The sequence below is a fragment of the Paenibacillus psychroresistens genome, from assembly GCF_009728935.1.
In the GTDB taxonomy this organism is placed as follows: Bacteria; Bacillota; Bacilli; order Paenibacillales; family NBRC-103111; genus Paenibacillus_AC; species Paenibacillus_AC psychroresistens.
Window position 1 is genome coordinate 6,765,565 of record NZ_CP034235.1, and the last position, 25,181, is coordinate 6,790,745.

The window sequence follows — 25,181 nt, forward strand, 5'->3', positions numbered from 1 at the left end:
TCAAGGCTGAAATGCTAATTACACCGATACTTAACGTTGCAATAAGTTTTGTTGTGATAAGTTTATCATGGGCAAATTTCTTCTTCACCCGATGAAGCCACTGGTGCTGGTTCTGATACAGCTGCTGCTGGCGCTGGTGTTGAAACTGGCGCTGGAGCTGGTGTTGCTGCTGCCTGTGTTGGTGCAGCTACACTTGATTGCTGTTGAGTTGCAGGAGCTGAAGACGTGGATTGTTGCTGAACTGCTGCAGTTGAACCACTTGATGAAGGTTGCTGTTGAACTGAAGCTGTTGTTGCGGCCGTTGTGCTCTGTTGTTGAACTGGAGCTGCTGCGAATGAAACCTTTTTAGTTTGAGTTACTTCTTCTGTGACTGTGTTGTTGTTTGCTGCTGGCTGTTCTTCCACTTGTGCAACACTAGCATTTGTTTGTGGTTGATTAACAACTGAAGTAGTTGCAATGGCGTTCAGCTGTGGAGCTGCTGATTCTGCTTTTGGTTGGTTTACTTTTAGTGCTGCATTGGTAATTCCTGATGATTGATTGGCTTGTTTTGTTGCTTTTGAACCTGTAGAAGCATCAGTCGTAGCCGCTGCCGGTTGATTCTCTTGAACAGCTACAGTCGTTTCTGCTGCTGGTTGGTTTACTGTTACTGCTGCTACATCAGTAGTTACCGTTTGATTGACTTGGGTTGATTCAGTTATTGCTACTGCTGCTGGTTGGTTTACCTGTGTTGTTGCTGTTGTAATAACTGCGGGTTGATCTCCTTGTACAGCTTGTTGGGTAGTAGTTGTTGATGCATTCACTGTATTCACTTTAGTAATTGAATCATTTTGTGTATTTCCATTAATAGCTACAAAAGTCAAAGCTGAAAATGCAATTACTCCTGCTCCAATTGATAATGCAAGTTTTGTTGAAATTAGTTTTATCATGGTTATAAAACATCCCTTCGCTCCAATGAGCTTATTATTAAAAACCTTATTGTTGCTTACGCTTCTGTTACTAATGACAATGATGATGCAACTTTCAAGTCTTTCGTTTCATATAAGCTATTAATTTCCCCTTGTATTTCCTCCCTTTACTGATATAGATATTGGGCAATAAAAAAAGATCCAACGAAGCGTGAAATCACGCTTTAATTGAATCTCTGGTGGTCCAGTAGATTGATCATCTTTTATTTCATCCAATAAAATGTAAATTTTGTCATTTGCATTTATTTTATTTTATTCGACATAGATTGCCTTGTCAATGTTTATTTACTATTTTCCTATTGTTTTTGTCGGAATTAGATTTTCTTAAAATTTAATTGACACTTTTATTCGTTCTCTGTATATTAAATCAGTAAATTCCCATAAAAAAAATAGGTTTAGGAGGCTTTGAAAGAAATGAATGAAATTAATAACAACCTGCTGTCTGCCATTGAAACAAATTGGTACAGCTTCATCGTTTCCGTATTTGTTTTTGCCTTGCTTTACTTCTTGGCACGCAAGCGGGTCAGCTTTGGCACACGAGTAATAATTGGGTTAGGAATTGGGTTGCTGGTAGGTATTCTCTTCCAGAATCTTGACTCTCTCGATACCAAAGGAATTACCACCTTCGGAAAAATCTATATTAGTCTGATTCAAATGCTAGTTATCCCCCTAGTATTCGTACTTGTACTTAACAGCATCGCTTCGCTGACAAGCTTAGATTATTTACGTAAAATTGGATTCAAGACCTTTGCTTGGTTCCTCGGAACTACGGCTATCGCATCCATTATCGGACTTTCAGTTTCTTTATTGTTCAACCCTGGGCATGGAATTCAACAAGTAGTACCTGAAGACTTCAAGGCACGTGTAATCCCAACATTCTCTGAGGTTATCTTGGCTCTTGTACCATCTAACCCCATTAATGAAGCCGCAACCGGCAAAGTTGTCCCCCTACTAATTTTTGCAATTTTCATCGCTGTTGCGATTATAAAAGTTGGCTCTAAGAACGCTGAAGCAGTAAAACCTGTGCTTAATCTTATTCAATCTCTTACATTGGTACTTCATCAGGTAGTCAAGTTCATCATTAGACTAACTCCCTATGGAGTTTTCGCATTAATAGCTGGTATTACCGCTAGATACGGCTGGGAAACCTTACAGGAATTAGGTAGTGTAATTATTACATCGTACATCGCATTGATCTTGCACTTTATACTCGTGTTTGGCGGTCTAGTGTTTTTTGTTGCGAAGGTTAATCCTATTAAGTTCTTTCGTAAAATATACCCTACGGTTGCAGTTGCTTTCACAACACGAAGCAGTTACGCAACTCTACCAATTAACTTGGAAGTTATCACAAAACGATTACATGTCTCACCAAGGATAGCTAGCTTTGTAGCTCCACTAGGCGCATCCGTCAACTTTAACGGGTGTGGTGGCGTATGGCCCGCTGTTGTCGCAGTTTTCACGGCACAAGTATTCAATATTACTCTGTCATGGACAGATTACATTGTTCTGGTACTCGTTAGTGTTATTTCATCGATTGGTGTAGCCGGTGTACCTGGACCTGCGGTAATTTCGACGACTGTTGTATTAACTGCACTTGGCTTGCCGCTTGAAGGAATTGCGATTGTTGCAGGGGTAGAAGCGCTAATCGATATGGCTCGTACAGCTGTTAATGCAACGGGTACAGCCGTTACTGCTTTACTCGTTGCAAATTCTGAAGGCGAGTTCGATCGTGAAGCCTTCAATAGCAATGAAGATGAAGAACTTTTAACAAATGCAATATAATAAATGTACAGAAAAAGCAGTTAGGATATCCTAACTGCTTTTTCTAATTCTTATATTTAGGAAAACAAAATATCTCGACTAGATACAACTTCTTTAATAAAAAGAGTAGGATGATTGATTAATGAAATTTCGTGATCCTTATTCAGCTCGCGAATAACGGGTCTGGACTCATAATCTTTGTTATTCTCTATAACAATACCTGTGATTCCATTCGTTAATAGAACCACAGTCCCGATTGGATAGGGCACGATAGCTCTCATAAAAGCATGAACGATATGAACATCATACGAGACGCCTGCTTTAGTCATCACATAATCCATGCCTTCATGAGGCAAACGATTGTGATCGATTTCATTCACATAATGATCAAAATCGTTGGCTATTGCGCAAATTTGCGCCATTTCCTTAACTTCCTTACCTTTGAGGTTATACGGGAACCCATCTGCATTAATCATCTCATGATGCTGCAGGACCAATTCTGCTGACATGACAGGAATATCCTGCTGCTTAATTAATAAATCATGACCTGCCTTGGGATGTTCTATGTAAGGATTCTCCAATCCAGGTAAGGCATAACCAATATCATGCAGCATAGCACCAATTCCTATTGCTTGCATTTGTTGTATAGAGTACCCGCCTATTGCTTTGGCAGTAAGCACAGAAAGCATGGCAACATTAATACTGTGATCCAGTAAATAGCCAGTTCGCATGCGTATATGATTAATTTGAAGTAAGGAGTTCTGCTCAGCTAATAAATGGCGAACCATTTCATTATTCGTTTCTAGTAAAGCTTTGCAATTAAAGCCTTTGCTTTCTCTAACTTCTTCAAATGCACTATTCAGCAAGCTTATAGCATGCATGCGAAAGCGCACGCTAAAGCTATCTTCCATTTGTACATCCTTAAGCCGCTCATCTTCGATGTAGACCCCATCCACATGCAGCCGTTTAAATCCATCTATCAATTTCCCCGTAACCACCATGCCCTTGCGTAAAACTAATCTGCCATCGGACGAATATACATTCATCCCAATCCGATCTCCTTCACGCACTTCATCGATTGAAACCATTCTCATATAATCACCTCATTTATGATTGGGATTCTGTGAATCTTCCTTCTTAAAAACTCCGAGGTCACGAAGCTTTCGTGCAGAGTCTTTACTGCTCTGTCCACCTAGCTTCCGCAAGACATTACCTACATGAACTTTAACTGTATGAATGGAAATAACAAATTTTTTGGCTATATCTGTTTGTGTAAAGCCTTGGTCAATATGCTCGAGTATATCCATTTCAGTAGGGGTAATCATATTCTTAATTTCCTTTACCTGATAGAATTTCTCCAAAACCTTCAGCCTTCTAAATTCTGCTCGCATTTGCTCCGCCACTGTAGAGTTAATCGGGGCTTGCTTTTTGGCTGCAGAGCGAATTGCTTGAGGCAGTTTTTCGAAATCAGACTTAATCTGGTAGTCAATTGCTCCCGCTTGAAAGGCTTCAAAAATTAATTCTTTCTCTTCCATTGATGTTAGCATAATAACCTGTGCTTGGCACTTTTGGCAAACTTCTGAGGTTAACCATATTCCTTCAGCTTGATTAGCAAGCATAATGTCCATTAGAACGACATCGAACTCCAGTTTAGCGATTGCCAGTAAAGCTTCTTCGACATTGCTGGCTTGACCTATGATTTGAAGATCCGGCTGCTTGGTTAGATAGGCTGATAGACCCTTTAACCAATCGGGATCATCCTCCACTATGAGTACTTTAATAGTTTCCATAGCTCCTCCTTCGTTTGGGAAAGCTTAAATAAATCGAAGTCCCTTTGCCAACCTCACTATCAATTTCAAGATTGCCTTGGTGCTTTTTCATTACATTATAACAATAGGCTAAGCCTAACCCGAAATTCATCCGATTCTTTGTTGTAAAAAAGGGCTCCAGCACAAGCTTTAAATGCTGTTTCTCAATCCCGCTTCCGCTGTCTTTCACTTGAATGAATACTTGCTTTTTTGTTTCAAATAATCGAATCTTCAATTCGCCGCCTTGAGGCATCGCATCAACTGCATTAGCAAGCAGATTGTTCATCACCTCGGTAATATGAACCGGATCGAGCTCTAGAAGCCATTGACTGCGATAGGTCGTTTTCACATGGATATTCTTTAACAAAGGCTGCGATTGCTCAATAATTTGCCCAATTAAATCCGTTGGATTACAAGGCTCCATCCGCATTTCTGTTTCTTGTGTTTGCTGATGCACACGTTGGATCATATCTTGAATATGCCTAGTAGCCGAAAGAATGACCTTCACATCTGCCGCTAGCTCATTTTGATTGCTTTCTTCTGCATATGTCTTTATTTTATCGCAATATAGCTTCATTTTACCAACATCATTTTTAATAGCATGATTTAGCATACTCGTACCCGAGGTAATGGTCCGGAATGTAAACTCCATCTTCCGTTTATGAATAATAAACTGAATGCCCATAAAGCCATAATTAAAGATCGCTACAACAAATACGACAGCTGCAAACAGGATAATCCAAGTGTTGTAACGCCACATCTCACTCATACCAAAAAACGGCATAACATAATTTGTAAGGGTACTCAAGAGCACGGCTGGCAATACCGCTAAACTAGTAAACCTATGATTCTGACGGAGGGAAGGCAGCTTTTCTTTCTTGCGAAGTACAATATAAGCGCCCACCAGCACATAAGGTATTGCCCAAAAGGCAGCTATCGTCTTGGGAACTGGATAATTAGTCGTGAAAATAAACATCGCCATAATAGGCAGCAGCAATATGAGCAACAAACGGTTCTTCCATCGGTCCGAAACGATTGGATTATAGCTAACAGCGAACATTACAAAGCAATAAGGCAAACCATAATTCTGCATCAGCGATGAATAAGCTTTTAAATGGTTAAGTAACGAGAGAACGGCCTCACTTTGCGCATGCAGCTCAGCATAAGGAATGAGAGTATCAGCAGCCACGGCTGATAACGCGCCGAAGCCTCCGCACCATGCTACGCCGCTTAACCAACGGATAGAGCTTTTTCTGGCATCAGATAACAATAATGTGATAGCAATCAGCCATAAAGCAATTAAGACGAATAGCATGCCTCTTCCCCTTTCTCCTTTATGGTAAGTTACGCTTCATCTCTAAATTACGTGCTCGCTCATAGGCTTCTTTTAATAGTAATACGGCTTGCTGTTGATCTTCTATGGAGCCTATGTAGAAGCTTACCCAACCAGACTGAGGCATAACATGGTGATTCTCAGCTAGTCCCTTACTTAGATAAGCAGCTTTTACGGCTTTCGAAGTAAGAATATCCAGTAATCCATTGCTGTGCAGGTGACCTAATTCCTTAGTACAATAATTGAACTGAGTGCCTCCATATTTATGCAAAGAAAGCTCGATGCCAGGTATTTGCAGGATTTCAGCTTCAATTTGATCGTTCCAATCATTCAACTGAGGACGAAACAACCCATTCCACATTTTAAATAACAGATCAAAAACCTGAGGAAGCAAAGGAACATATTTAAGAAAAGCCAACCGCCTTACAACAAACTTAAACATTAGGAAGCGGCCGCTTCACTCAATTTTTTAATATGCTCCATAGCTCTTAAATGTACATTCCGCGTAATGCTTTTGGCCCAAATATTATAATACCATGCTGGATACACATACAGCTCATAACGGCTGTTGCCTGTTAGAGTTGTAGTCCCATCCCCATTATCGTGCAACAGAAATTGTCCTTCTTGAATTTGAATATGTCCCATAATTTCTGGGTCCTCTGGTTGTTTAACGATCGTAAAAGTCAAATTAACATTCGGCTCAAACACAGTAATCTTCTCATCAAATACCATTCCATTAGAGAATATACATTTGCGATTAGCCCCAAGAGCATAGGCATCTACTGTGGATTCCATCGGCTGTGGCATACCTATTGAGAATAACCAATATTTCGACTTCGCTTCAATCGGTTTAAACGCAACGACATGCTCCCAAATTTGCTGAGGTGAAGCTTTTATTAGCATCGTATCTGTCACCATGTGCTGATTGTTGTGCTGAGTCAGTGGATCCACTAGGATCACAAGAAATAATATGGATACAATCCCAATATTCAATGTCCTCTTGCCCTTCTCAAACATAACCTTGCCTATCCAGACTCCTAGCATCATAAAGGCAATAAGCAATGGAGATACGATGATTAAACAGATGATACCCTCACCCATAAATTTAGCACTTACGAATAAAACAAATATAAAATTATAGGTGGTATAAATTAATCTGCCGCTGGTTCTCAATCCTAAATCCTTCCAGAAATAAGCGCAGATGATCCCCATTAATATTGGTAAAAATATAAAATCAGCGGTAGTGATAATTCCCGCCGTACCCTCTTGTTTCAAGACTAATTCTCGAGTCAATACTATCATTAAGTACGCGAATAAGTTAGAGGCTAGAAACCCATACCACAAATATAATTTAGGATTTTGCATCCGCTCACTCCTGCTTTACGTATAATAGTTAAATGAATGAAATGAAAGGGCGTGCGGATTCTTGAGCTATGAGAATATTATTAAGCAACAAATTATAAATTGGATTCCCGTTTTTCTTAAGCCTCCTGGCTTTTTCGAGAAAACCTCCAAAAAAATCAGTACCAAAATCAATACATGGATCCCGCAAAAAGTGCATAACGCCATCACAGCTGCAGTCAAAGCAATTGTTCGCACGACGTTGTTTGGTGCTGAATACACGCCTAAAGGCAAGGTTCAGCTAGGGCTTACTTTAGAAGAATCAGATAAGAAGGCTCATGAAACACTATCTCTATATCAGAAAATTGCTACAGCAGAAGGTGCTGGGACTGGAGCTGGCGGGATACTACTCAATATTGTGGATTTCCCAGCGCTTATTGCCATTAAGCTTAAGCTATTGTTTGAGCTCGCTCATGTTTATGGTTATAACACGAATGAATTTTCGGAACGTATTTTTATTCTCACTGTGTTCCAAATGGCCTTCACCAATCCAGACCAACGCGAACAGCTCTTACACACTATTCAAAATTGGGATGAGCATAAAGTTAAGTGGATATCTGACAAAGATTATTATCAATCCTTTGATTGGGAAACCTTTCAGAAGGAATATCGAGACTCGATCGACTTCCGTAAATTGCTGCAGATGATACCAGGTATTGGTGCTGTGGCTGGAGCTTTAGCGAATTATAGTATTGTGGAGGATCTAGGTGAGGTAAGCTTGCACTGTTATCAAATTCGTCGATTAGCTGAGCTAGCTTAGTCAAAGATTGGATGCTACATTACATTAGCCACATCGTTTGGGATTATCTCTCCCTAACGATGTGGCTTTTTAGAATAAAACTTATTCTTAACCTACTACGCTTTCAATAAAGATTTTGCTGGTTTCATTCCAGCTTTCCCCTTGTGCTAGCAGCACTAAGCCAATTTGTTCAGCTGGTAAATCCAAATTAGGTGCATTTACCGTATTAATTTGCGGCTCTGGACAAAAGTATCTGCCGTTTGCTTCATTATTCCAGATCATCCATTGCTTATACCCAGTACCTACATCGTAAACTAGCTTCAATTTTTCCTTCGCATCCGTAATGATTATGGCATTAATCCCATTCTGCGGCTGCGCTGTATAATGATTATCCATTCCTGCGAAATACGGCGATACTCCACCACTCTTCATAGCCAGCTCACCAGCGACTAAGGGTTGATAACTGCCAGTGGGCAGCATTCGGCTGTCCAACTCCCAACGTTCACCAATTGTCATTGTAAATGTGATGTCTTCCTGCGTGCTATTAGGAGCAAAAGGTGCATTGAACGCTGTATGAAACCCTAGCATACAAGGCATAGCCGCCTCTCCAAGATTGGTGATGCTTACTTCTTGCCGCAAGCCCGCTTCACTTAAAGCATATCTTATTGAAAAGTGGAAAGTATGAGGAAAATATGGATAAGCGGAGTGTTTTTCATCCACATTCTGTTCAATGATCACATAGCTTTCTGAATCGTTTGTTCCAAAATCGCTTACTTCCCATGGAATATTGTAGAAGAAACCATGCAAATGGTTGCCTGTTTTGGCCTCATTCACTGGAAATTCATAGTTCAGCCCATTCAATGAAAATTTTCCGTCATGGTAACGATTCGGAGGAAACAGAATCGGAATCCCATGAACCATAGGTACTGCTTTAAAACCAGCCATCTCATCTAAGCTAGGCTCGCGAAGTATATTAAATCCCCTAGTGGTATCCCGGAAAGCTACTAGATTCCCACCAATTTCAGGCAATAAAGCTGCCTCATAATGGCCTGAACGCAGCCAAATAGCCTTTTCACCTTGATATTCTCCTGCATATGCTTGATTATTCATGTTATATACTCCTTTTCAAAACTCATAATTCCCAATTATACTTTATCCAAATTACGTTGAAAAGCTAAAGAATCGTAATTACATCATTATTTTCTTGTGGAGCTTCCTCTTCTCGCAATCTTTTTCTCATAAATGTTGTTACAATCCCCAAAGCAATAACAACGACCGAGATAATGGTTAAGCACTGTAAGAAATCATGCCTAGCACTTTTAAACAGTCCAAACATTCCATTGCGCAGGCTGTCTGATGCTGATGTATCACTTACCATCTCTGAAGCTATTATAGTTGGAACCCATAAGAACAAAGCGATTGCGCCTCCAATCACTATCGAAGCGCCAAGCCATTTACCAGTGATATTCAAGACGTAGGTTAACAAAGCACAAATTCCCACCAAAATGAAAATGAGCGCATATAGTCCCCAGATTCCTTTAGAGTATAAGGAGTAGTATGTTTTATACTTTTCCATTTTATCCGTTTTAAGGCCAATCATAGTGTTAATATCTGCGTGGTCTCCTATTTTTAGAGTAGGAAATTTTTCTGTAATAGTAGATACCTCTGCAATCGGAATGCCTAAAACTGTGTCTGTTTTATCCGTGAAATAATCCCATAAACCGGTTTGCACTAGACTCATTTTGTTTGAAACTAATTCATCCGTTACAATGGCATCAAATGCTTGGCCAACTAATTTGTCTTGCAGCTTTTCAAGAGCGGTTTGTTTGACTTTAACATCCTCATTAACGAAATTGTTGCGGAGCTTTTGCTCAAAATACCCATAAATCCCGCTATCCGCTAAATATTTTTCAGTATTATAAGGCTTTAAGAAAGTGGTGTTTGCCGAAAATAAAACGGTAGCGATGGGAATCAAAATAATTAACAGAGCAGTAAAAATGGTCAATAATAAATACGAAACTATCTTCAACTTCAAAACCCCTTCACACTTATTTCCACAATGACTAGTATTATAAATTCGACATAAAATACATTTGTCCTTTACTTTATGTACAGAGACACCAAAAAACCCAAGATTCTTGTATGAGAATCATGGGCTTTTGGCAATGCTATATGAATGTATTAAATACTTGTTTGAAGCTTCTTAATTTTAGGTAATTGCACGTCTTTAAGCTGCGAAGTTAATTCCATAAACCAAGCTTCATCTCTTACGCTCAAGGATATATCAATTAAATTGAAGAGATGTCCTTGTTGGTTTAATATATCTACCGGCAAAGACTCCAATGTTGCTGTAAAACATTCTGCGGTTCGACCAATTGAGCTTTCATTATCACAGGCAGTTATTTTCACTCTAACTGTGCCTTTTAAGATATTAAGCCCTTCGATATAACCATGAAATTTCTCATCATTGACCGTTTTCCCACTGACCCAATCGCCTTCTTTGAATCGATCCTTAACTAACCCTTGCATAGGAATCACCTCTTCTCTAAATTAATTGTTATCCTTATTATTACAGTTTAAACCTTATGCATGTTTTTGAATCAATTTCTTTAAGTTTTCTAAAGGCTGCAAACCAACAATAGTTTCTACTTCTTTGCCATCTTTAAAGAGCTTTAGAGTTGGAATACTCATTACACCATATTGGCTAGCTGATTGAGGATTATCGTCTACGTTTAATTTAGCAATTGTTACAGCGCCGGCAGACTCTTTATCCAACTGGTCTAGAATCGGAGCGATCATTTTACAAGGACCACACCAAGGTGCCCAGAAATCAACTAAGACCAGATTGCCTTCTTCAACGGTTTGTTTAAAGGTATTATCAGTTACGGTTACTAATGACATAATATGCACTCTCCTTATATTTTGTATGGGATCTATGTGAAAATTTATATAACTGATACAATAATTGTAACAGTTTATATAAAAAAATAACCTAATCGTTATTTCGTTTGCGTGGTTTTTAATTCCTTCAGTACATTAGAGATAGTTAATTGATCAAAATATAAAGTTAAATGCTGTTCTGCATCACAGAATACTTTGGCCATTACCTCTTCAATATTGGATGCAACTACGCATGGCATATTCGTGTCACCTGAGCACCAATTGGGCTGCAAAGATCCTTCGGAAGTAAGCCGATAAATCTCACCTAAAGTTACAGAGTCCGGATCTGCTTGAAGAATAAATCCACCGCCAACACCTTCTTTTGAAGTCACGTATCCACTTTTTTTCAGAAGTCCCATTACTTTGCGTACTCTTGCAGGATGGGTAGCGACGTTCTGGGCAATATAATCACTGGAAGCCATCTTACCTGGATGGTAAGCTAACAAGACTAGGCTATGAACTGCGATTGTAAATTCACTATTCATTGCTGCTACCTCCTCGACTTCATACTGTTATTATAATTGTTACAGTTAACTAAGTCAAGAGGGATTTTAGAGAAATCGCATTCGTGTTTAGCATCGGCCGGATGAACTAAAACGAATACGATTCTAATGAGAGCTTAAGTATAAACGATCAATTTTATGAGGCAGACTCTTCTTGATTTGAATCTATATAGCTTAGCTGCTGAACAAGGGAATCATAGCTACCTACCGTTGTTGTTTTATCGCCAGCTAGCCAGTCTGTTAATTTACTCTTTAATTCTGTAGCGGCTTTGCTAGCCGTTGTTTGCTCGTCTTTTTCATCTACAACGCCATCACCGTTCGTATCTTCCTCGTCTGTTAATACATCGAGAAGAGATTGAATAGTATCGGAGTCGTCACTAGAAGCTGAGCTTTTGCCCGCACCGCCACCTGGTGGTGGCGGTGGTCCTCCTGGTCCTCCAATAGGTCTTCCACTTCCACTTGCTTCGCTGTCTGAAGTTTTAGCTGCTTCAAAAGTAGCAATCACTTTAGTCAATAGAGCAGAGATGTCTGCATCGGAAGCCGTTTCCAGGCCAACCGACGATAGGTCAGTCTGCACACTTGCAATTGCAGCCTTCAATTCAGCTGGCATGTCGTCATCTTCTGTTGAACTACTAAGATCTGACTTCAGCTGAGATAACAATTCTTTTTGATCTGCTGCAGAAAGCTCTGTAGTCGGATCAAAATCACTGCTCAGATTACCTTGAGTTTCGGCATACTTCGCTTTAGCTTCTGCACTAAGCTCCACAGTATCCTGAGTTTTTGCACTATTGCTAGTAGAATGTTTGTGGTGTACTTTCTGTGTCGATGTCGAAGACAGATACTGATTGCTAACTGAAATACTACTTGATACTTTCATTTACAGCTACTCCTTTTTCTCTGTTAGATATTCATTCGAATGATGGCTCAAGCTCTCATCTTCTTATACCACTCCAAATTGAATTATATCTGAGGGAATGCTGAAGATTGGCTGAATCTGGTATACTATGAGAAAACCACAATATGAATTGAAGGAGTATTAACAATGGCATTTATTCAGTGTAGCTTTTACTCAGAAGCATTAGGGCTTTCAACTTCCATGTCCGTCATTCTCCCCCAGCAAACTACGACCCAAATTGGCATGGCAGGAAACGTTATTGCCACTAAACATCCCACGCTTTATTTACTTCACGGACTTTCGGATGATCATTCCATTTGGATGCGTCGTACTTCAATTGAACGATATGCTTCTGAGCTAGGAATTGCGGTGGTTATGCCATCCGTGCACCGCAGCTTTTATGCAGACATGGCTAATGGGATGAAGTTTTGGACATTCATAAGTGAGGAACTGCCTGCGATTGCGCGATCTTTCTTTCCCTTATCCGAAAAACGTGAGGACAACTTTGTCGCAGGTCTTTCTATGGGCGGCTTTGGAGCATTTAAGCTGGCATTGAATCACCCTGAGCAATATGCTGCGGCGGCAAGTTTATCCGGTGCTCTTATAGCAGAGAATGTTTTCGATCTGAGTCTTGCGGATGCTGAACTCATTTATAAGGACCGCGCGACTGTTAAAGGAAGCAACAGTGATTTAATAGCTGTAGCAGAAAGACTGGCAAAGTCAGACCAGCTTAAGCCATTATTGTACCAAATTTGCGGAACAGAAGACTTCCTATACGAGGATAATAAACAGTTTCGTGAATCTGTCGAAACCTTAGACCTAAGCTTGAAATATACAGAGGGACCTGGTGATCACTCCTGGGCATTCTGGGATGAGCATATTCAGAACGTGCTGAAATGGCTGCCTTTGAAGAAGTAACGAATGCATTAATATCGTGGATAGAATCCGACTACTTCATTAGTAACAGGATTGATCACGACAACGATTGGACCTAGTAATCCATCCTGATCTGTTGAGAAATTAACGGTTACCAATTCTTGATTCTTAAACTTACTAAGATCTTTATTAGGAATTAGCCATTGATCGGTAAAAATTATTGTAGAAACCAATGCTTCTTCCCAGTTACCAGTCACATGAGGTTTTTGACTTTCCTCAACAGCTGCCCAGGCAATAGTTCGAAATTGTACGCTCTCATTGATGATTTTTAACAATTCAGCTGTTGATTCTTTCGTGAGTGAATAACCGGTAGAGGTGTCATTTACTTTCATGATCATTCCTAGTTCGCTTTTCTCGCTAAGCCATAAATGAAAGCTCTTTTTTTCATCCTTTAAGATGAAGGTCATATCAAAATTCGGGGTAGACGTATTCAGAATCCCCTGAATTTTGTTTGCCGTTTTTTCGGCATTGGTAAATTTCTCGATAGTCTGTTCATTCGTATACTCCGCCAATAAAGCAGGATTTACTGAACCATGCGCCAGAGACTTCGCAATACTAACACGCTGGACAACCTGTTCATCTATCTCCTCATTCCCTGCCCTTTCACATCCAACCACTAGCCCAAACAGCATAATAATGCACATCATTAGCGGAGATTTTTTCATATTTATAAACCCCTTTTCTATTTCAATATGTTAATACTGGAAAAATTTTCTGATTAATAGTTAAACGTCCAAAGAGTGCTAAATGTTGCTTGTTTCACTTTACACTCAATAGACCCCATGTTATAATTTATTATATTACGTAATTACGTTTTTAAATAAATTATAAGGAGTGGTATTTTGACAACTTCAAGGGATTACGGTGTCGAGCTGGATTTTCTTAAGAAAGAGATGAGTGAGCTCAAACAACTTTTTAATCATTTTGTTAGTGCACGCTACTTACAGAAACCATCTAAGCCTGAAGATTCAAAAGATGAAAGCATCGACAACAAAATTGAAAATGAAATGGGCACTATTTTTTACTCGGGTCAATATCGAGGGACAAACGGCTTCAGATGGGACCCTCAACAAAGAAATGTTAGTCAACTACTTGGCCTTGATAGTGATAAAGCAGCCAAAGTGTTGGCTGCTCTCGGGAATAAACAACGCCTGGATATCTTAACCGCCGTTCTCCAGAAACCCCTTACCGGACCTGAAATTGTCGAGCAATTAAACATGGGTACTACTGGACAGCTCTATCATCATACTAAAGCTTTGTTAGGTGCTGATCTATTAGTCCAAGAGGATCGCGGAGGCAAATATTCTATACCCTCTCATCGTTCACTGCCGTTCCTTCTGCTGCTTGCTGCAAGCTCAGATCTGCTTGATACAAGCGATTATATTGAATTAACCGAAACCCGTAATAATGCAGCAGCTTATCTAGGAACAAACCAAGGCGCGCACGATCCTCACCATCTTCTATGGGCTGTGCTTGAGAACAGCATTATTGAACATCAAGCAGGCTATTGTACGGAGATTAACCTAATCATCCAAGGTGAACTAAGTATAACAGTTGCCGATAATGGACGAGGAATTCCAATTCAAGCTTTGCCAAATTCCACTAAGACTCCAGTTCAAACCGTTCTTACTGAGCTGGGACATTATAACTCCAGCGCATCCGTAGTGGCTCCGGGTGAATTGAAAGGTATTAATATGGCTGTGGTCAACGCACTCTCGTATAAACTATCTATTGAGGTACGTCGCGAGGGCAAGGTGTTCCACCAAACCTTCAAACACGGGATTCCACAAAGTGAGCTGCTAGTAACGGGTGTAACAAAAGAGACAGGTACCAGCGTTACCTTCATGCCAGATCAGGATATTTTTAATTCAAGCTTTGATAAAGAGGTATTAAGTAAACATCTAATTGGGCTGGGCATCAGCTATCCAAAGTTAAAAATCAATATCCTTGATTAGCCGAAAAAAAACTACACAAGCAATCAAAAAGGCTCTCTAATTAAAGAGAGCCTTCGGCATTAATCAAACAAATTATTGCGCTAATCTCCGTTCACAATATTCAACAAAGTCAAAGTCCACAATCGGCCACTCTGCTGTAATAACTCTTTTTGCAAGCTCACTTTCCGCTGTCTCAGCTTCATTCAGTGAATTCAGATCACAAACCTGCAAAAAGCAGATGTAAAAGGTAAGATGCCTGATTTTCAGAAAATCGGCAAGATAGGTAAACCACACCGCTTGAAAATGATTCTCTTCGTTGTATCCTTTTAAAAAACTATTTAAAAATCCCTCAACAAAAGCGTGTTTATCAACGGGCTCCTTTAGTGGTCTCCAATAAGCCTGAAATAGAACGACTGCCACATCATGAACATAATAGTTATAGGAAACCTCATCAAAATCAAACATTACAATTTGCTTATCCGCCAAATTAAAGTTATGACTTTGTAGATCGGCATGGATTAATCCATAGTTGTCCTGTGTTTTCGGTATATTTTGCAATTTAGTGATTAAGGCATTTGATTTTTGAATGACCTCACTCTCATTTGGAGGAATGTATTTGTTTACGTTTAAGTATTCTTCTTCATGCCAATCATTTAGACGCCAAGCTTCATTGTTCAAAATATACTTTTTAGATACAGCATGCAGCTTGCCTAAAGCTCTACCCCATTCTTCGAATAACTGATCATTCCAATCCGTTTCTTTCGTAGCACTTCCAGGAGCTTTCTCATAGATAGATGAGAGGAAATATCCACTCTCTCCCTCAAGAACTTCTACCAAATTCCCATGTATCGAAGCAACTGCTCTAGCAGCCGACACACCTTGATCCACCAAATAATTTAGCCAATCTATCTCTCCCAACAAATACTCTTGTGTCCGTCTAAAACTATGCGTTATTTTCAGAATGTAGAGTTTATCTTCTCTGTTAAATTCGTATACATAGCTGTCGGAATCACCGATTAAGCGGACCGTTTTCTCGTCTATCTCATATCGCTCTAAAAACCAAGCTAGAATTTCATCATTATACAAAACTTGTATTTGCGGCAGCATATTTAAACACTCCGTCCATACAAATTAGCGTCGCCATTGGCATTAGTATAGATAACTTGAGTCACTTTATTGCAGTCATTTAACAAGAAAGTAAGTCGTTCATTCATATATTCGGCGATATAATCAATCGCATGATCATGCCTATGAACAGGATTAACAGGATATCTATCCGTACCATTCGAAGATAAATAAAGATTATCCTCCTCAAAGGTTAAATTAATCTTTTCACTTTCCGCACCTTCCCTAGCATACTCCCTCGCATATTCATGCTTATTCGGATCCTCAATGAACGCAGGGATTATAGGCGCGGAGATCTCATATCCAAAAACAATTTTGGCCAGTGTATTATTAATTTCTTGGACAGGTGCAATCATTGTATTACTCAAAACAATCACAGTAAGATCATCCTCGACATACCTAGTAAAATAGGAGACAAACCCTTCAACATCGCCATAATGCGCCATCCGTTTTTTCGGTTGATCGTGAATATCAAAGTGTGAAACGTCCCAGCCATAACCGCCGTAAGAAGCGAAATAAGGAGTAAATATGCGTTGCAGCGTTTCTTTATTAACCAGTGCGTCCGTATATAGAGCCCGATCCCATAAGTAGAGATCTTCTACTGTTGTATAAACTCCACCTGCACCAACCATGGAGGACATATTATTGACTACGGTATGAATAAACTCTTTATCCAAATTGTAGCCATCAGCGCGATTTAGGACTATTTTTCTACCGAGATCAACTCCAGAGTCTTTCATGCCAAGCGGCCTAAAAATATAGTCTCTTAAATAATCTGAGTAAGTCTGTCCCGAGATTTGTTCGATGATGAAGCTCAATAAAATATAGCCCGAATTACAATAAGCTTGGCTTTCTCCCGGATTGAACTCCAATGGATAATGTTTAAATTCATCGATCAAATTTTCTAATGTCCAGATAAACGGCCTAATTTTATGATCAAAATGGGGAAAGCTTGTGTAGTTCGTAATTCCTGAGCTATGTGTCAATAAATGATGCAGCGTAATCTGCTCTCCTAATGGATAGTCGGGAATGTATTTACTTAAGGGGTCACTAACCTGGAGAAATCCCTTTTCCTCTAATTGCATGATAGCCATAGATGTGAACGCTTTGGTAAGCGAGGCAATCCGGAATTTCGTTTGTGGGCTGTTCGGAGTGTGACATTCTATGTTCGCTAATCCGTAGCCTTTACTGAGCAGAATACTTCCCTTATAAGCTACAAGCACACTACCGTTAAAATAACCGCATGCCGCATAAGCATCCATATATTCTTCAACTTTATTGTTTATATTAGTATTCATTTAATTGTTCCTCCTATAATGGCAATCACAGACAGACTAATCCCTTGATCAAGTGAGGATTAAAAAATTAGTTATTTTAGTCGTTTACCATTATTGGTTAGCAGGCATAGAGTATAAATTCCCCTTTCGAATATCTCCTTGGTAAAATATATCAGGCACCTTACCCTCCGTACAGTCAGAAATTAAGTATAATTAAAAATTCCAGTCTCAACTCAAGATAAGCTCCCTAATTATTACTCTTTATAACCCGAAGTTTGAATGAGCCGCTGCACTAGCTGGAACTTTTTCAATTATCTTATCGTAAGTCCGATTGCCCGCAAGAAAATCAATCGCCTGCGCGGCTGCCTTCTTACCTAGCACGGCGAAGCTTAATAAATTCCCGCCAACAATGCCTACACCTAAATAAGGCTCATAGATCCCATAAACAGGAGCATTAGCACTTTGGGTAACTTCGCGAGACGCTTTTGAGGGAACGAAATTAGTTCCAGCCGCATCTTTATAAATGTAAAGAACCAGTATAGCTGTATGTGGATCTGTGTTATGTACGGTCTCCAGTATTTGCGGAAAAGAAAGTTCATTCAAGTATTCAAAAGTAACTTTATCCGAATAGAAGTTAGCTTTTTTTTTAAAAGTAGCCATTAATTTCACTTCAATCTCTGATGCGCCTATGATAATATCTATTTTTTTAGTGCCAGAATGGTTGTTTAGAATCAATTGAATAGATTTGGATAAATCCATGATTCCGGATATTCCGCTATAATCAGCAGGCAGCTGCATATCGGAAAAACCTTCAAAATCATTTGAGGTGATCACTACGGGCACTCCTGGAAATAATTGTTTGCCGTATTGGATCATAAATGGGGCTCCATAAACGCCATTGACCATAATCACGTCAGGTTTATTAGTCGTATACTTTTGTTTCAGAAGCTGACTCAGACTATCGATATAATTAGGCTCAGTTTGATAAAGATTAAGCTCCAGATATTCCGAATAATACTCTATATTGGTATAGCCAAGCCGAAGCATTTCATCTTTAACTGCTTTCGTGAAGATAGTATGAATAGGAAATTCAGGAGTTTGGGCATTCAATATGAGAATTTTTTTCATAGGCGGCGGCTCAGCAGCATTTACCGGTTGAGCAAGCACTGAACTAGCGATGAGTATTAATAGGACTAATAAAAGGATGAGGGTTTTACTAAAACGACTAGTTGCAGGCATTACTCCACTCCTTTTTATCTATGAAAAATATACTTGCACCTAATCGCATCCAGAGCTTTTCAAAATATTGAAATCCGCTTTTATCATCTCATCTTGTGAGCCAATTGTCATTAGGAATATTACCTTAAATTACAGCAGAAAAAAAAGACCTAATATTAGCTTAGGCCTTACCATTTATATGGATATATCTTATGAAAGCACCGACAAAGCTACCTTAACTGCATCCTTCAAAATCTTACTGTCCCCGGCCGTCTTCGACATCACATACAGGCCCTGCCTAGTATTCACAAGAAATCTAGATAACTCACGAAGGTTATGCTTGCTCTTGAGGTTTCCATCCTTTTGTGCCCTTAGCAAGAAGCTATAAAACATGTTTTCCATATCAAGACTATATGCTTCAACACGGCTAGCGACATTTGAATCAATCGGAGCAAGCTCTGTAGCTGTATTAGCCATAAGACATCCTTTTCGCTGCCAAGAATCACTCATTGCTCCATCGATCACTTTTTCAAAAAAACGTTCCAAAATCACCTTTGGAATACCCGGTTCATCCAGAATATAGAACAGATGCTTCTTACTGTTAAGACGAAAACGATCCAAACAGCTTAAAAACAAGGCATTCTTATCGCCGAATGTATCATATATGCTTCCTCTGTGAACACCTGTATGCTCAGTGAGATCCTGAATGGAGGTCCGTTCATAACCCTTTGACCAAAACAGCTCCGTTGCTTTATCAAGTACCATCTCTTGATCAAATTCTCTTGGTCTTCCCATGATGCTTTGCCTCCTAAACAACTTACTAAAATAAAGAATACTTCCTATGTTGCACTATACTAGTAAGAGAATGATTAGTCAATTAATAATAAAGAAAATCAAAAAAATAATCCAATACACATTATTATAAGTGGTAAGTCTTTATATTTAATTAGCGAAATTAAACTAGAAAAAACTAGCTAAAACCTCATAAAATCTTGATTCTCTTTCTATGATCGTTCCAAATTCAAAAAAAATAATACTTGACTGACCATTCTTAAAAAAGGTATAGTGAAAAAAATCAGAAGAGGAGTTGCTGCTATCAGCCAATAAAACAATCTAAGAAACTTATTTTATCATGTAAAAATAAAATATCGAAACAAGGGAAAACTACTGGAAATTCACACAATTCTGTTCTTTACAGTCAAAAAATATAAAACAAGGAGCTTATTATAATGGAATATCGTTTTCTAGGACGTACTGGAATGAAGGTAAGCAATTATTGCTTAGGCACAGGAGCATTTGGATCATGGGGTAATAATAACGAAGAAGAATGCATTCAAATCGTTGATACTGCTATTGAAGCAGGCATCAATTTTATCGATACAGCTGATGTTTATTCCGCGGGGGGGTCAGAAGAAATTGTTGGGAAAGCATTAAAAGGTAGACGCGATTCCGTTATACTCGCTTCCAAGGTTGGCATGTCTATGGGAACGGGGCTGAATCAAAGCGGAAATTCACGATTGTGGATTAGACGCGAAGTCGAGAATAGCCTGCGTCGCTTGCAAACAGACTATATTGACCTCTATCAGCTTCATCGTCCAGATCCGCAAACCGATATCGAGGAAACGCTTGGAGTATTAACGGATCTAATTAAGGAAGGAAAAATTCGCTATATTGGTTCCTCCACCTTCCAGGCTTGGCAAATCGCCGAAGCCCAATCGGTAAGCGAAAGCCGCAATCTTGCACGTTTCTCTAGCGAGCAACCGCCATATTCTATTCTCAATCGAGGCATTGAATTGGACGTTCTTGAAGCAACCAGAAAATACGGCATGAGTGTTCTTGTCTGGAGCCCACTTTCGGGAGGATTGCTTACTGGTAAATATTCCAAGGGCCAAACCGCTTCGTCTGATTCTCGTGCTGCACGCTTTAAAGGAAGTGTCCTAGGAAATGTTGTAGATCCATCCCGCGAAGAAAATCGTGTAAAATTCGAAATCATTGACCGTTTGCAAGAGGTTGCAGCAGAGGCTGGGATGACTCTAGCCCATATGGCTGTTGCATTCACCCAAGCACACCCTTCCATTACATCTACAATAATTGGGCCACGCACCTTGAATCAGATTCAAGAATCGTTAAAAGGTATTAACATTCAATTGAGCTCTGACTTACTGGATGCTATTGATCAAATTGTTCCACCTGGTAAAATATTAGACGATTTAGAGCGAGGCTGGGAGCCAAATTGGTTAGCAGCTGCTAGTAGACGCCGGAATTAATGTTCCATTATTTACTGAATTCTAATTTAGACTTGCTGCTTATTAGAGTACCTATATTCAAGCCTTCAAAAATCCCCTTCATCGAATCTGGCTTATCGAAGTCAAAAACATGAATTGGCATATGATAATCTCTGGCGAGTATGAAGGCCGATTGATCCATAACCATTAACCCATCTTTTATCACATCGTTGTAATGAAGTGACTGGTACCGCTTGGCCTCTTTTTCAAGCTTAGGGTCTTTATTATATACCCCATCCACACCTTGTTTAGCTACTAGAATCGCTTGGCAATTGACCTCGATAGCCCTTTGTACCGACGGATAGTCTGTTGTGACATAGGGCTGTCCATTCCCACCAGCGAATATGACAATATAACCTTTTTCCAAATGATGAATCGCTCTTAATCTAATAACGGACTATTATAAGTCTATTAGTTTTGAAAAGCTTGATATCAGACTCAGGACGAGCCTGCTAGCAGTAATAATCCGATCATTTTTTTAACATCTGCAGCAAGCCACTCAAGAATGGAAATCTTATTCTGCCTTTTGTAGCTTTGTTTCCCCCAATGATCTCCTCATGAAACTTCCACTCTTGCCTACCGCTCCGTTCGATGTTGAGCTGTCTTCTTTTCATTTCTTGCTCCATTTCATAATGATTACCGTTCATTCCAACCCCTCCAATATATTTCAGTTTTTCTAATCTTTTTACTTCTTATTACCAATTTAATCGATTCTGCCCCCTCTTGTTAGAACCAATTTATACATTTATAATGGGGTCAGTTGCACTATTAAATCATTAGAATAGGAGGCTTATATGATAGAAATTACCCTTAGTATAGATGTGGAAGGGAATGTCCCTTATTACGTGCAGTTATATCGCTACTTTCAACAAGAAATCAAAAGCAAGCATATTCCTGCTGGAACTCGCCTGCCCGCTATTCGTCGCTTATCGGAACATCTGCATATAAGCCGCAATACAGTAGAAGCCGCTTATATGCAATTGATTGCGGAAGGGTATGTCGAGAGTAGACCGCGAAGTGGGTTGTATGTTGTTGAACTTGAGGAGGAATTCTCCTTAGCGAAAGATAAGGTCAAGCGTTCAAGCATACGAAAAATGGTAACCGAACCCAAAAAAACCATTCCTCAAACCACAGAAACTCGCTGCGATTTTAAGAATGGTACGATTGATTTGCGTTATTTCCCACTTACTGTTTGGAACCGACTCAGCTACCAAACCATGCAGGATGTGGAACGCTACCACTTATCGTATTATGGAGACCCTCAGGGAGAACTTGGCCTCCGCAACCAATTGGCTAAATATTTGCGACAATCGCGCGGAGTTCAGTGTTCTGCGGAACAAATTATTGTAGGAGCCGGAAGTCAGCACCTGCTGATGTTATTGTGTCGGCTCTTGGGGTCAGAAGAACAATCGATCGCTGTCGAAGAGCCTGGCTATAATGGTGCTAAGTCAGTCTTTGCTCAGCTTAACTTTAATATGCTGCCTATCCATCTTGATGAGGATGGAATCAACCTAGAATTACTTAAGCAATCCGAAGCAAAGCTCGTATTCGTAACTCCATCACACCAGTTTCCGCTCGGTATGATACTTCCTATTCAAAAACGCTTGAAGCTTCTTCAATGGGCAATTGAAACGGAAGGATTAATCATAGAAGACGATTATGATAGTGAATTCAGGTATCACGGCCGTCCTATTCCATCACTTCAAGGCTTGGATACAAACGGCCGTGTAATCTATTTGGGCACTTTCTCCAAGTCCCTTTTGTCAGCTATTCGAATCAGCTATATGGTACTTCCTGAGCATTTACTGAAAAAATTCGACCTCATTAAGGCTTCACTTGAACCAACAGCTTCTATTATCCATACCTATACATTGGAGCGTTTTATGTTAGAAGGCTGGTGGGAGAAGCACCTGCGCAGAATGAAAAAGATATATCAGAAGAAACATGTTTTTCTACTTTCCGTAATCACCAAATATTTAGGAGATAGCGTAAAAGTAATTGGGCAAGACTCTGGGTTGCATATCGTATTAGAGGTCCTTAATGGATTCTCCGAATCAGAGCTAATAAACAGAGCAGCGAAAAAAGGCGTTAAAATTTATTCCGTTTCTCAATACTCGATAACACCCAATGAACTATCGGCGCCTCGAATCCTCTTGGGCTTTGGTAAGCTGACTGACAATGAACTCGAGGAAGGCATTAGCTTGCTGCAAGAAGCATGGCAATGACAACTCACAATTGACCTTACAAAATAACATTAGAGTTCAATCGTCTTCGTAGCAATATTTTCACAAAATTCACTGTCATGCTCCACAAAAATAAGGGTTGGCGAGTATTCCAGCAGCAACTCTTCAATTTGCATGCGAGAAATAATATCAATAAAATTAAGCGGTTCATCCCAAATATGCAAATGAACGTTCTCACTAAGGCTTTTTGCAATCAGTACTTTCTTCTTTTGCCCTCCGCTATAGGCTGAAATATCCTTTTCAAACTGATCCCTAGAAAAATCAAGCTTTCTTAGAATAGATTTAAACAGACTTTCATCAATCCCGTTTTCTGCAGCATAGTCCGATAAATTGCCTTGAAGATGGGAGGTGTCCTGTGATACGTAGGATATTTGCAACTGACTATCTTTCCTGAAGGTGCCTGTATAGCTTATATCCTCTCCACAAATAAGTTTGATGATACTTGATTTACCAGAGCCGTTTTTACCCGATAGAGAAATTCGCTCACCTTGTTCAATAGTAAAACTTATATCTGCACAAACCATCCTCTCACCGTAAAAAATCGAAATATTATTAAGTTCGGCAAGTTGGTTTTTATGAAAAGCAAGCTGCGAAATCTCTAAGCTGTCCGAGTTTTCGATATTTTTAAGGAGTTTAGACTTTTCATTAATTGCAGATTGCTGTCTTTGCTCAATGGATTTAGAGCGCTTCATCATTTTAGCAGCCTTGTGGCCAATATAGCCTTTATCCACCTTAGAACCGGAATTTCTGGTTCCGTTTTTTGTTTTTTCCACTTCGTGTGACCAATTGCCCGTCCGTTTAGCAGAATCCGATAAGCGTTTAATGTCTTTTCTAAGTTTTTCGTTCTCTGCAAGCTCAAAGTTATCTTGTCTCGCTTTATTTTCCCACCAGCTTGAGAAATTACCTTTTTGAATTTCTATATTAGTCTTATTGATTGAAAGGATATGGTCTACACAGTTATCAAGAAACGCTCTGTCGTGAGATACCAGAATAAACCCACTTTTGGTTTTGAGATAATCACTGACAAGTTTTCTGCCATTCCTATCGAGATGATTGGTTGGTTCATCAATTAGCAGGAAGCTATTTTCCTTAAGAAATAATGTAGCCAGCAATATTTTCGTTTGCTCTCCGTTGGACAAGGAATCAAAGGGCCGATATAAAACATCCTCAGAAACCTTTAGCAATGAAAGCTCACGCATTAATTCCCAGTGAATATAGTCCGGAAAACTGTCGCTGATTACATCAAGCGTATTATTTTTCTTGTTTTCGACATGGAAGGGGAAATATTCAAAGCTGACATTAGCCGAAATATTTCCGCTGTATTCATATTTACCAAGCAACAAGTTGAGAAATGTTGTCTTACCTCTACCGTTTCTTCCCGAGAATCCTAATTTCCAATCCGTATCTATTTGAAAGCTTGCGTTTTCGAATATGTTATCGTAACTGCCTTCGTAGGCAAAAGTCAGGTTTGTAACATTTATTAATGACATGATATTATCCTCCTGTATGAAAAAATATAAAAGCTACAAGAAAGTTACTTTCTTGTAGCTCAAATAAATACAGAAAATCCACCCCGCTATGGAGTAAGATTTGGATATATTGATTGAGTGAAAAGAATGAGTAACTTTCTTGCATATAAAGAATAAAACACACGAAAAAAATATCGCCTTAAATTGTTTTATTATTTTATAAAATCAGCAAGAAAAATCACATTATCCTCTTCAACTCCAATCAAATTATTAAAAGCATCTTATCATACCTATTTTATAATTTCAACAAAGTTTGATTGCCACTTTTTATACTTCATTGTATATTATG

25 protein-coding genes and 1 pseudogene are annotated in these 25,181 nt (G+C 39.3%); 6 read left to right on the top strand and 20 right to left on the bottom strand.

The annotated features are described in order from the left end of the window. Positions 1-65 precede the first annotated feature (65 nt). Positions 66-926 carry a hypothetical protein gene (locus tag EHS13_RS30500; protein ID WP_155703985.1) on the bottom strand — a complete coding sequence of 287 codons (861 nt, stop codon included), beginning with the start codon at positions 924-926 and terminating at the stop codon, positions 66-68. 453 nt (positions 927-1,379) lie between these two features. Between EHS13_RS30500 and EHS13_RS30505 the strand changes: the two genes are divergently transcribed. Beyond that, complete coding sequence (locus EHS13_RS30505) at positions 1,380-2,747, top strand: dicarboxylate/amino acid:cation symporter (protein WP_193571457.1); 1,368 nt, start codon at positions 1,380-1,382, stop codon at positions 2,745-2,747. 56 nt (positions 2,748-2,803) lie between these two features. Here EHS13_RS30505 and EHS13_RS30510 read toward each other — a convergent pair whose 3' ends face one another. Genes EHS13_RS30510 through EHS13_RS30530 form a run of 5 tightly spaced genes read right to left on the bottom strand, consistent with a single transcriptional unit; the run spans position 2,804 to position 7,232 of the window. Further along, positions 2,804-3,820 (bottom strand): HD-GYP domain-containing protein, encoded by a 1,017-nt coding sequence (locus EHS13_RS30510; RefSeq protein WP_155703986.1) that lies wholly within the window; start codon positions 3,818-3,820, stop codon positions 2,804-2,806. A 9-nt stretch (positions 3,821-3,829) separates the two neighbouring features. Continuing rightward, the gene (locus tag EHS13_RS30515) at positions 3,830-4,516 is read right to left on the bottom strand and encodes a response regulator transcription factor (RefSeq protein ID WP_155703987.1); all 687 of its coding nucleotides are present in this window, start codon (positions 4,514-4,516) and stop codon (positions 3,830-3,832) included. Continuing rightward, the gene (locus EHS13_RS30520; protein ID WP_155703988.1) at positions 4,503-5,849 is read right to left on the bottom strand and encodes a sensor histidine kinase; all 1,347 of its coding nucleotides are present in this window, start codon (positions 5,847-5,849) and stop codon (positions 4,503-4,505) included. Before EHS13_RS30520 ends, EHS13_RS30515 begins: the two co-directional genes overlap by 14 nt. Before the next feature lie 19 nt (positions 5,850-5,868). Continuing rightward, the gene (locus EHS13_RS30525) at positions 5,869-6,309 is read right to left on the bottom strand and encodes a luciferase domain-containing protein (RefSeq protein WP_155703989.1); all 441 of its coding nucleotides are present in this window, start codon (positions 6,307-6,309) and stop codon (positions 5,869-5,871) included. Further along, entirely contained in the window at positions 6,309-7,232 is a 924-nt protein-coding gene (locus EHS13_RS30530; RefSeq protein ID WP_155703990.1) for an SRPBCC family protein, read from the bottom strand. Before EHS13_RS30530 ends, EHS13_RS30525 begins: the two co-directional genes overlap by 1 nt. Before the next feature lie 61 nt (positions 7,233-7,293). On the opposite strand from EHS13_RS30530, the gene EHS13_RS30535 reads away from it, so the two are divergent. Beyond that, positions 7,294-8,028, top strand: a complete 735-nt coding sequence (locus tag EHS13_RS30535) for an EcsC family protein (protein WP_155703991.1) — start codon at positions 7,294-7,296, stop codon at positions 8,026-8,028. 87 nt (positions 8,029-8,115) lie between these two features. On the opposite strand, the gene EHS13_RS30540 is transcribed toward EHS13_RS30535, so the two are convergent. The 6 genes from EHS13_RS30540 to EHS13_RS30565 form a co-directional block, all read right to left on the bottom strand. Beyond that, positions 8,116-9,117 carry an aldose 1-epimerase gene (locus EHS13_RS30540; RefSeq protein WP_155703992.1) on the bottom strand — a complete coding sequence of 334 codons (1,002 nt, stop codon included), beginning with the start codon at positions 9,115-9,117 and terminating at the stop codon, positions 8,116-8,118. Positions 9,118-9,181: 64 nt separating this feature from the next. Further along, positions 9,182-10,036, bottom strand: a complete 855-nt coding sequence (locus EHS13_RS30545; protein ID WP_155703993.1) for a hypothetical protein — start codon at positions 10,034-10,036, stop codon at positions 9,182-9,184. Positions 10,037-10,188: 152 nt separating this feature from the next. Continuing rightward, positions 10,189-10,536: an IDEAL domain-containing protein gene (locus EHS13_RS30550; protein WP_155703994.1), complete on the bottom strand. Its 348-nt coding sequence runs from the start codon at positions 10,534-10,536 to the stop codon at positions 10,189-10,191. Between the two features lie 54 nt (positions 10,537-10,590). After that, positions 10,591-10,908 carry a thioredoxin gene (trxA, locus tag EHS13_RS30555; RefSeq protein WP_155703995.1) on the bottom strand — a complete coding sequence of 106 codons (318 nt, stop codon included), beginning with the start codon at positions 10,906-10,908 and terminating at the stop codon, positions 10,591-10,593. 98 nt (positions 10,909-11,006) lie between these two features. Beyond that, positions 11,007-11,432 carry an Rrf2 family transcriptional regulator gene (locus tag EHS13_RS30560; protein ID WP_155703996.1) on the bottom strand — a complete coding sequence of 142 codons (426 nt, stop codon included), beginning with the start codon at positions 11,430-11,432 and terminating at the stop codon, positions 11,007-11,009. A gap of 154 nt (positions 11,433-11,586) precedes the next feature. Beyond that, positions 11,587-12,327 carry a hypothetical protein gene (locus tag EHS13_RS30565; protein WP_155703997.1) on the bottom strand — a complete coding sequence of 247 codons (741 nt, stop codon included), beginning with the start codon at positions 12,325-12,327 and terminating at the stop codon, positions 11,587-11,589. 165 nt (positions 12,328-12,492) lie between these two features. Here EHS13_RS30565 and EHS13_RS30570 point away from each other — a divergent pair, with 165 nt between their 5' ends. Beyond that, positions 12,493-13,263, top strand: a complete 771-nt coding sequence (locus EHS13_RS30570) for an alpha/beta hydrolase (RefSeq protein ID WP_155703998.1) — start codon at positions 12,493-12,495, stop codon at positions 13,261-13,263. 8 nt (positions 13,264-13,271) lie between these two features. Here the strand turns inward: EHS13_RS30570 and EHS13_RS30575 are convergent, their stop codons facing one another. Further along, positions 13,272-13,946 carry a YhfM domain-containing protein gene (locus EHS13_RS30575; RefSeq protein WP_155703999.1) on the bottom strand — a complete coding sequence of 225 codons (675 nt, stop codon included), beginning with the start codon at positions 13,944-13,946 and terminating at the stop codon, positions 13,272-13,274. Between the two features lie 177 nt (positions 13,947-14,123). On the opposite strand from EHS13_RS30575, the gene EHS13_RS30580 reads away from it, so the two are divergent. Next, positions 14,124-15,236, top strand: a complete 1,113-nt coding sequence (locus EHS13_RS30580) for an ATP-binding protein (protein ID WP_227013602.1) — start codon at positions 14,124-14,126, stop codon at positions 15,234-15,236. A 72-nt stretch (positions 15,237-15,308) separates the two neighbouring features. On the opposite strand, the gene EHS13_RS30585 is transcribed toward EHS13_RS30580, so the two are convergent. The 4 genes from EHS13_RS30585 to EHS13_RS30600 form a co-directional block, all read right to left on the bottom strand. Then, positions 15,309-16,322 (bottom strand): phosphotransferase enzyme family protein, encoded by a 1,014-nt coding sequence (locus EHS13_RS30585; RefSeq protein ID WP_155704000.1) that lies wholly within the window; start codon positions 16,320-16,322, stop codon positions 15,309-15,311. Positions 16,323-16,324: 2 nt separating this feature from the next. Further along, the gene (locus tag EHS13_RS30590) at positions 16,325-17,638 is read right to left on the bottom strand and encodes a serine hydrolase domain-containing protein (RefSeq protein ID WP_155704001.1); all 1,314 of its coding nucleotides are present in this window, start codon (positions 17,636-17,638) and stop codon (positions 16,325-16,327) included. Positions 17,639-17,878: 240 nt separating this feature from the next. Continuing rightward, positions 17,879-18,856, bottom strand: coding sequence for a hypothetical protein (locus tag EHS13_RS30595; RefSeq protein WP_155704002.1), 978 nt, complete (start codon positions 18,854-18,856; stop codon positions 17,879-17,881). Between the two features lie 189 nt (positions 18,857-19,045). After that, positions 19,046-19,630 carry a TetR/AcrR family transcriptional regulator gene (locus EHS13_RS30600; protein WP_155704003.1) on the bottom strand — a complete coding sequence of 195 codons (585 nt, stop codon included), beginning with the start codon at positions 19,628-19,630 and terminating at the stop codon, positions 19,046-19,048. 434 nt (positions 19,631-20,064) lie between these two features. Between EHS13_RS30600 and EHS13_RS30605 the strand changes: the two genes are divergently transcribed. Beyond that, complete coding sequence (locus EHS13_RS30605) at positions 20,065-21,102, top strand: aldo/keto reductase (protein WP_155704004.1); 1,038 nt, start codon at positions 20,065-20,067, stop codon at positions 21,100-21,102. Positions 21,103-21,109: 7 nt separating this feature from the next. Here the strand turns inward: EHS13_RS30605 and EHS13_RS30610 are convergent. Both EHS13_RS30610 and EHS13_RS30615 read right to left on the bottom strand, forming a co-directional pair. Continuing rightward, a pseudogene (locus EHS13_RS30610) lies at positions 21,110-21,511 on the bottom strand (amino acid kinase family protein); the annotation flags it as partial. A gap of 79 nt (positions 21,512-21,590) precedes the next feature. Further along, complete coding sequence (locus EHS13_RS30615; RefSeq protein ID WP_155704006.1) at positions 21,591-21,767, bottom strand: hypothetical protein; 177 nt, start codon at positions 21,765-21,767, stop codon at positions 21,591-21,593. Positions 21,768-21,914: 147 nt separating this feature from the next. Between EHS13_RS30615 and pdxR the strand changes: the two genes are divergently transcribed. After that, entirely contained in the window at positions 21,915-23,345 is a 1,431-nt protein-coding gene (gene pdxR, locus EHS13_RS30620) for a MocR-like pyridoxine biosynthesis transcription factor PdxR (protein ID WP_155704007.1), read from the top strand. A gap of 29 nt (positions 23,346-23,374) precedes the next feature. Here pdxR and EHS13_RS30625 read toward each other — a convergent pair whose 3' ends face one another. After that, on the bottom strand, positions 23,375-24,853 hold the full coding sequence (locus tag EHS13_RS30625; RefSeq protein ID WP_155704008.1) for an Lsa family ABC-F type ribosomal protection protein: 1,479 nt from the start codon (positions 24,851-24,853) through the stop codon (positions 23,375-23,377). Between the last annotated feature and the right edge of the window lie 328 nt (positions 24,854-25,181).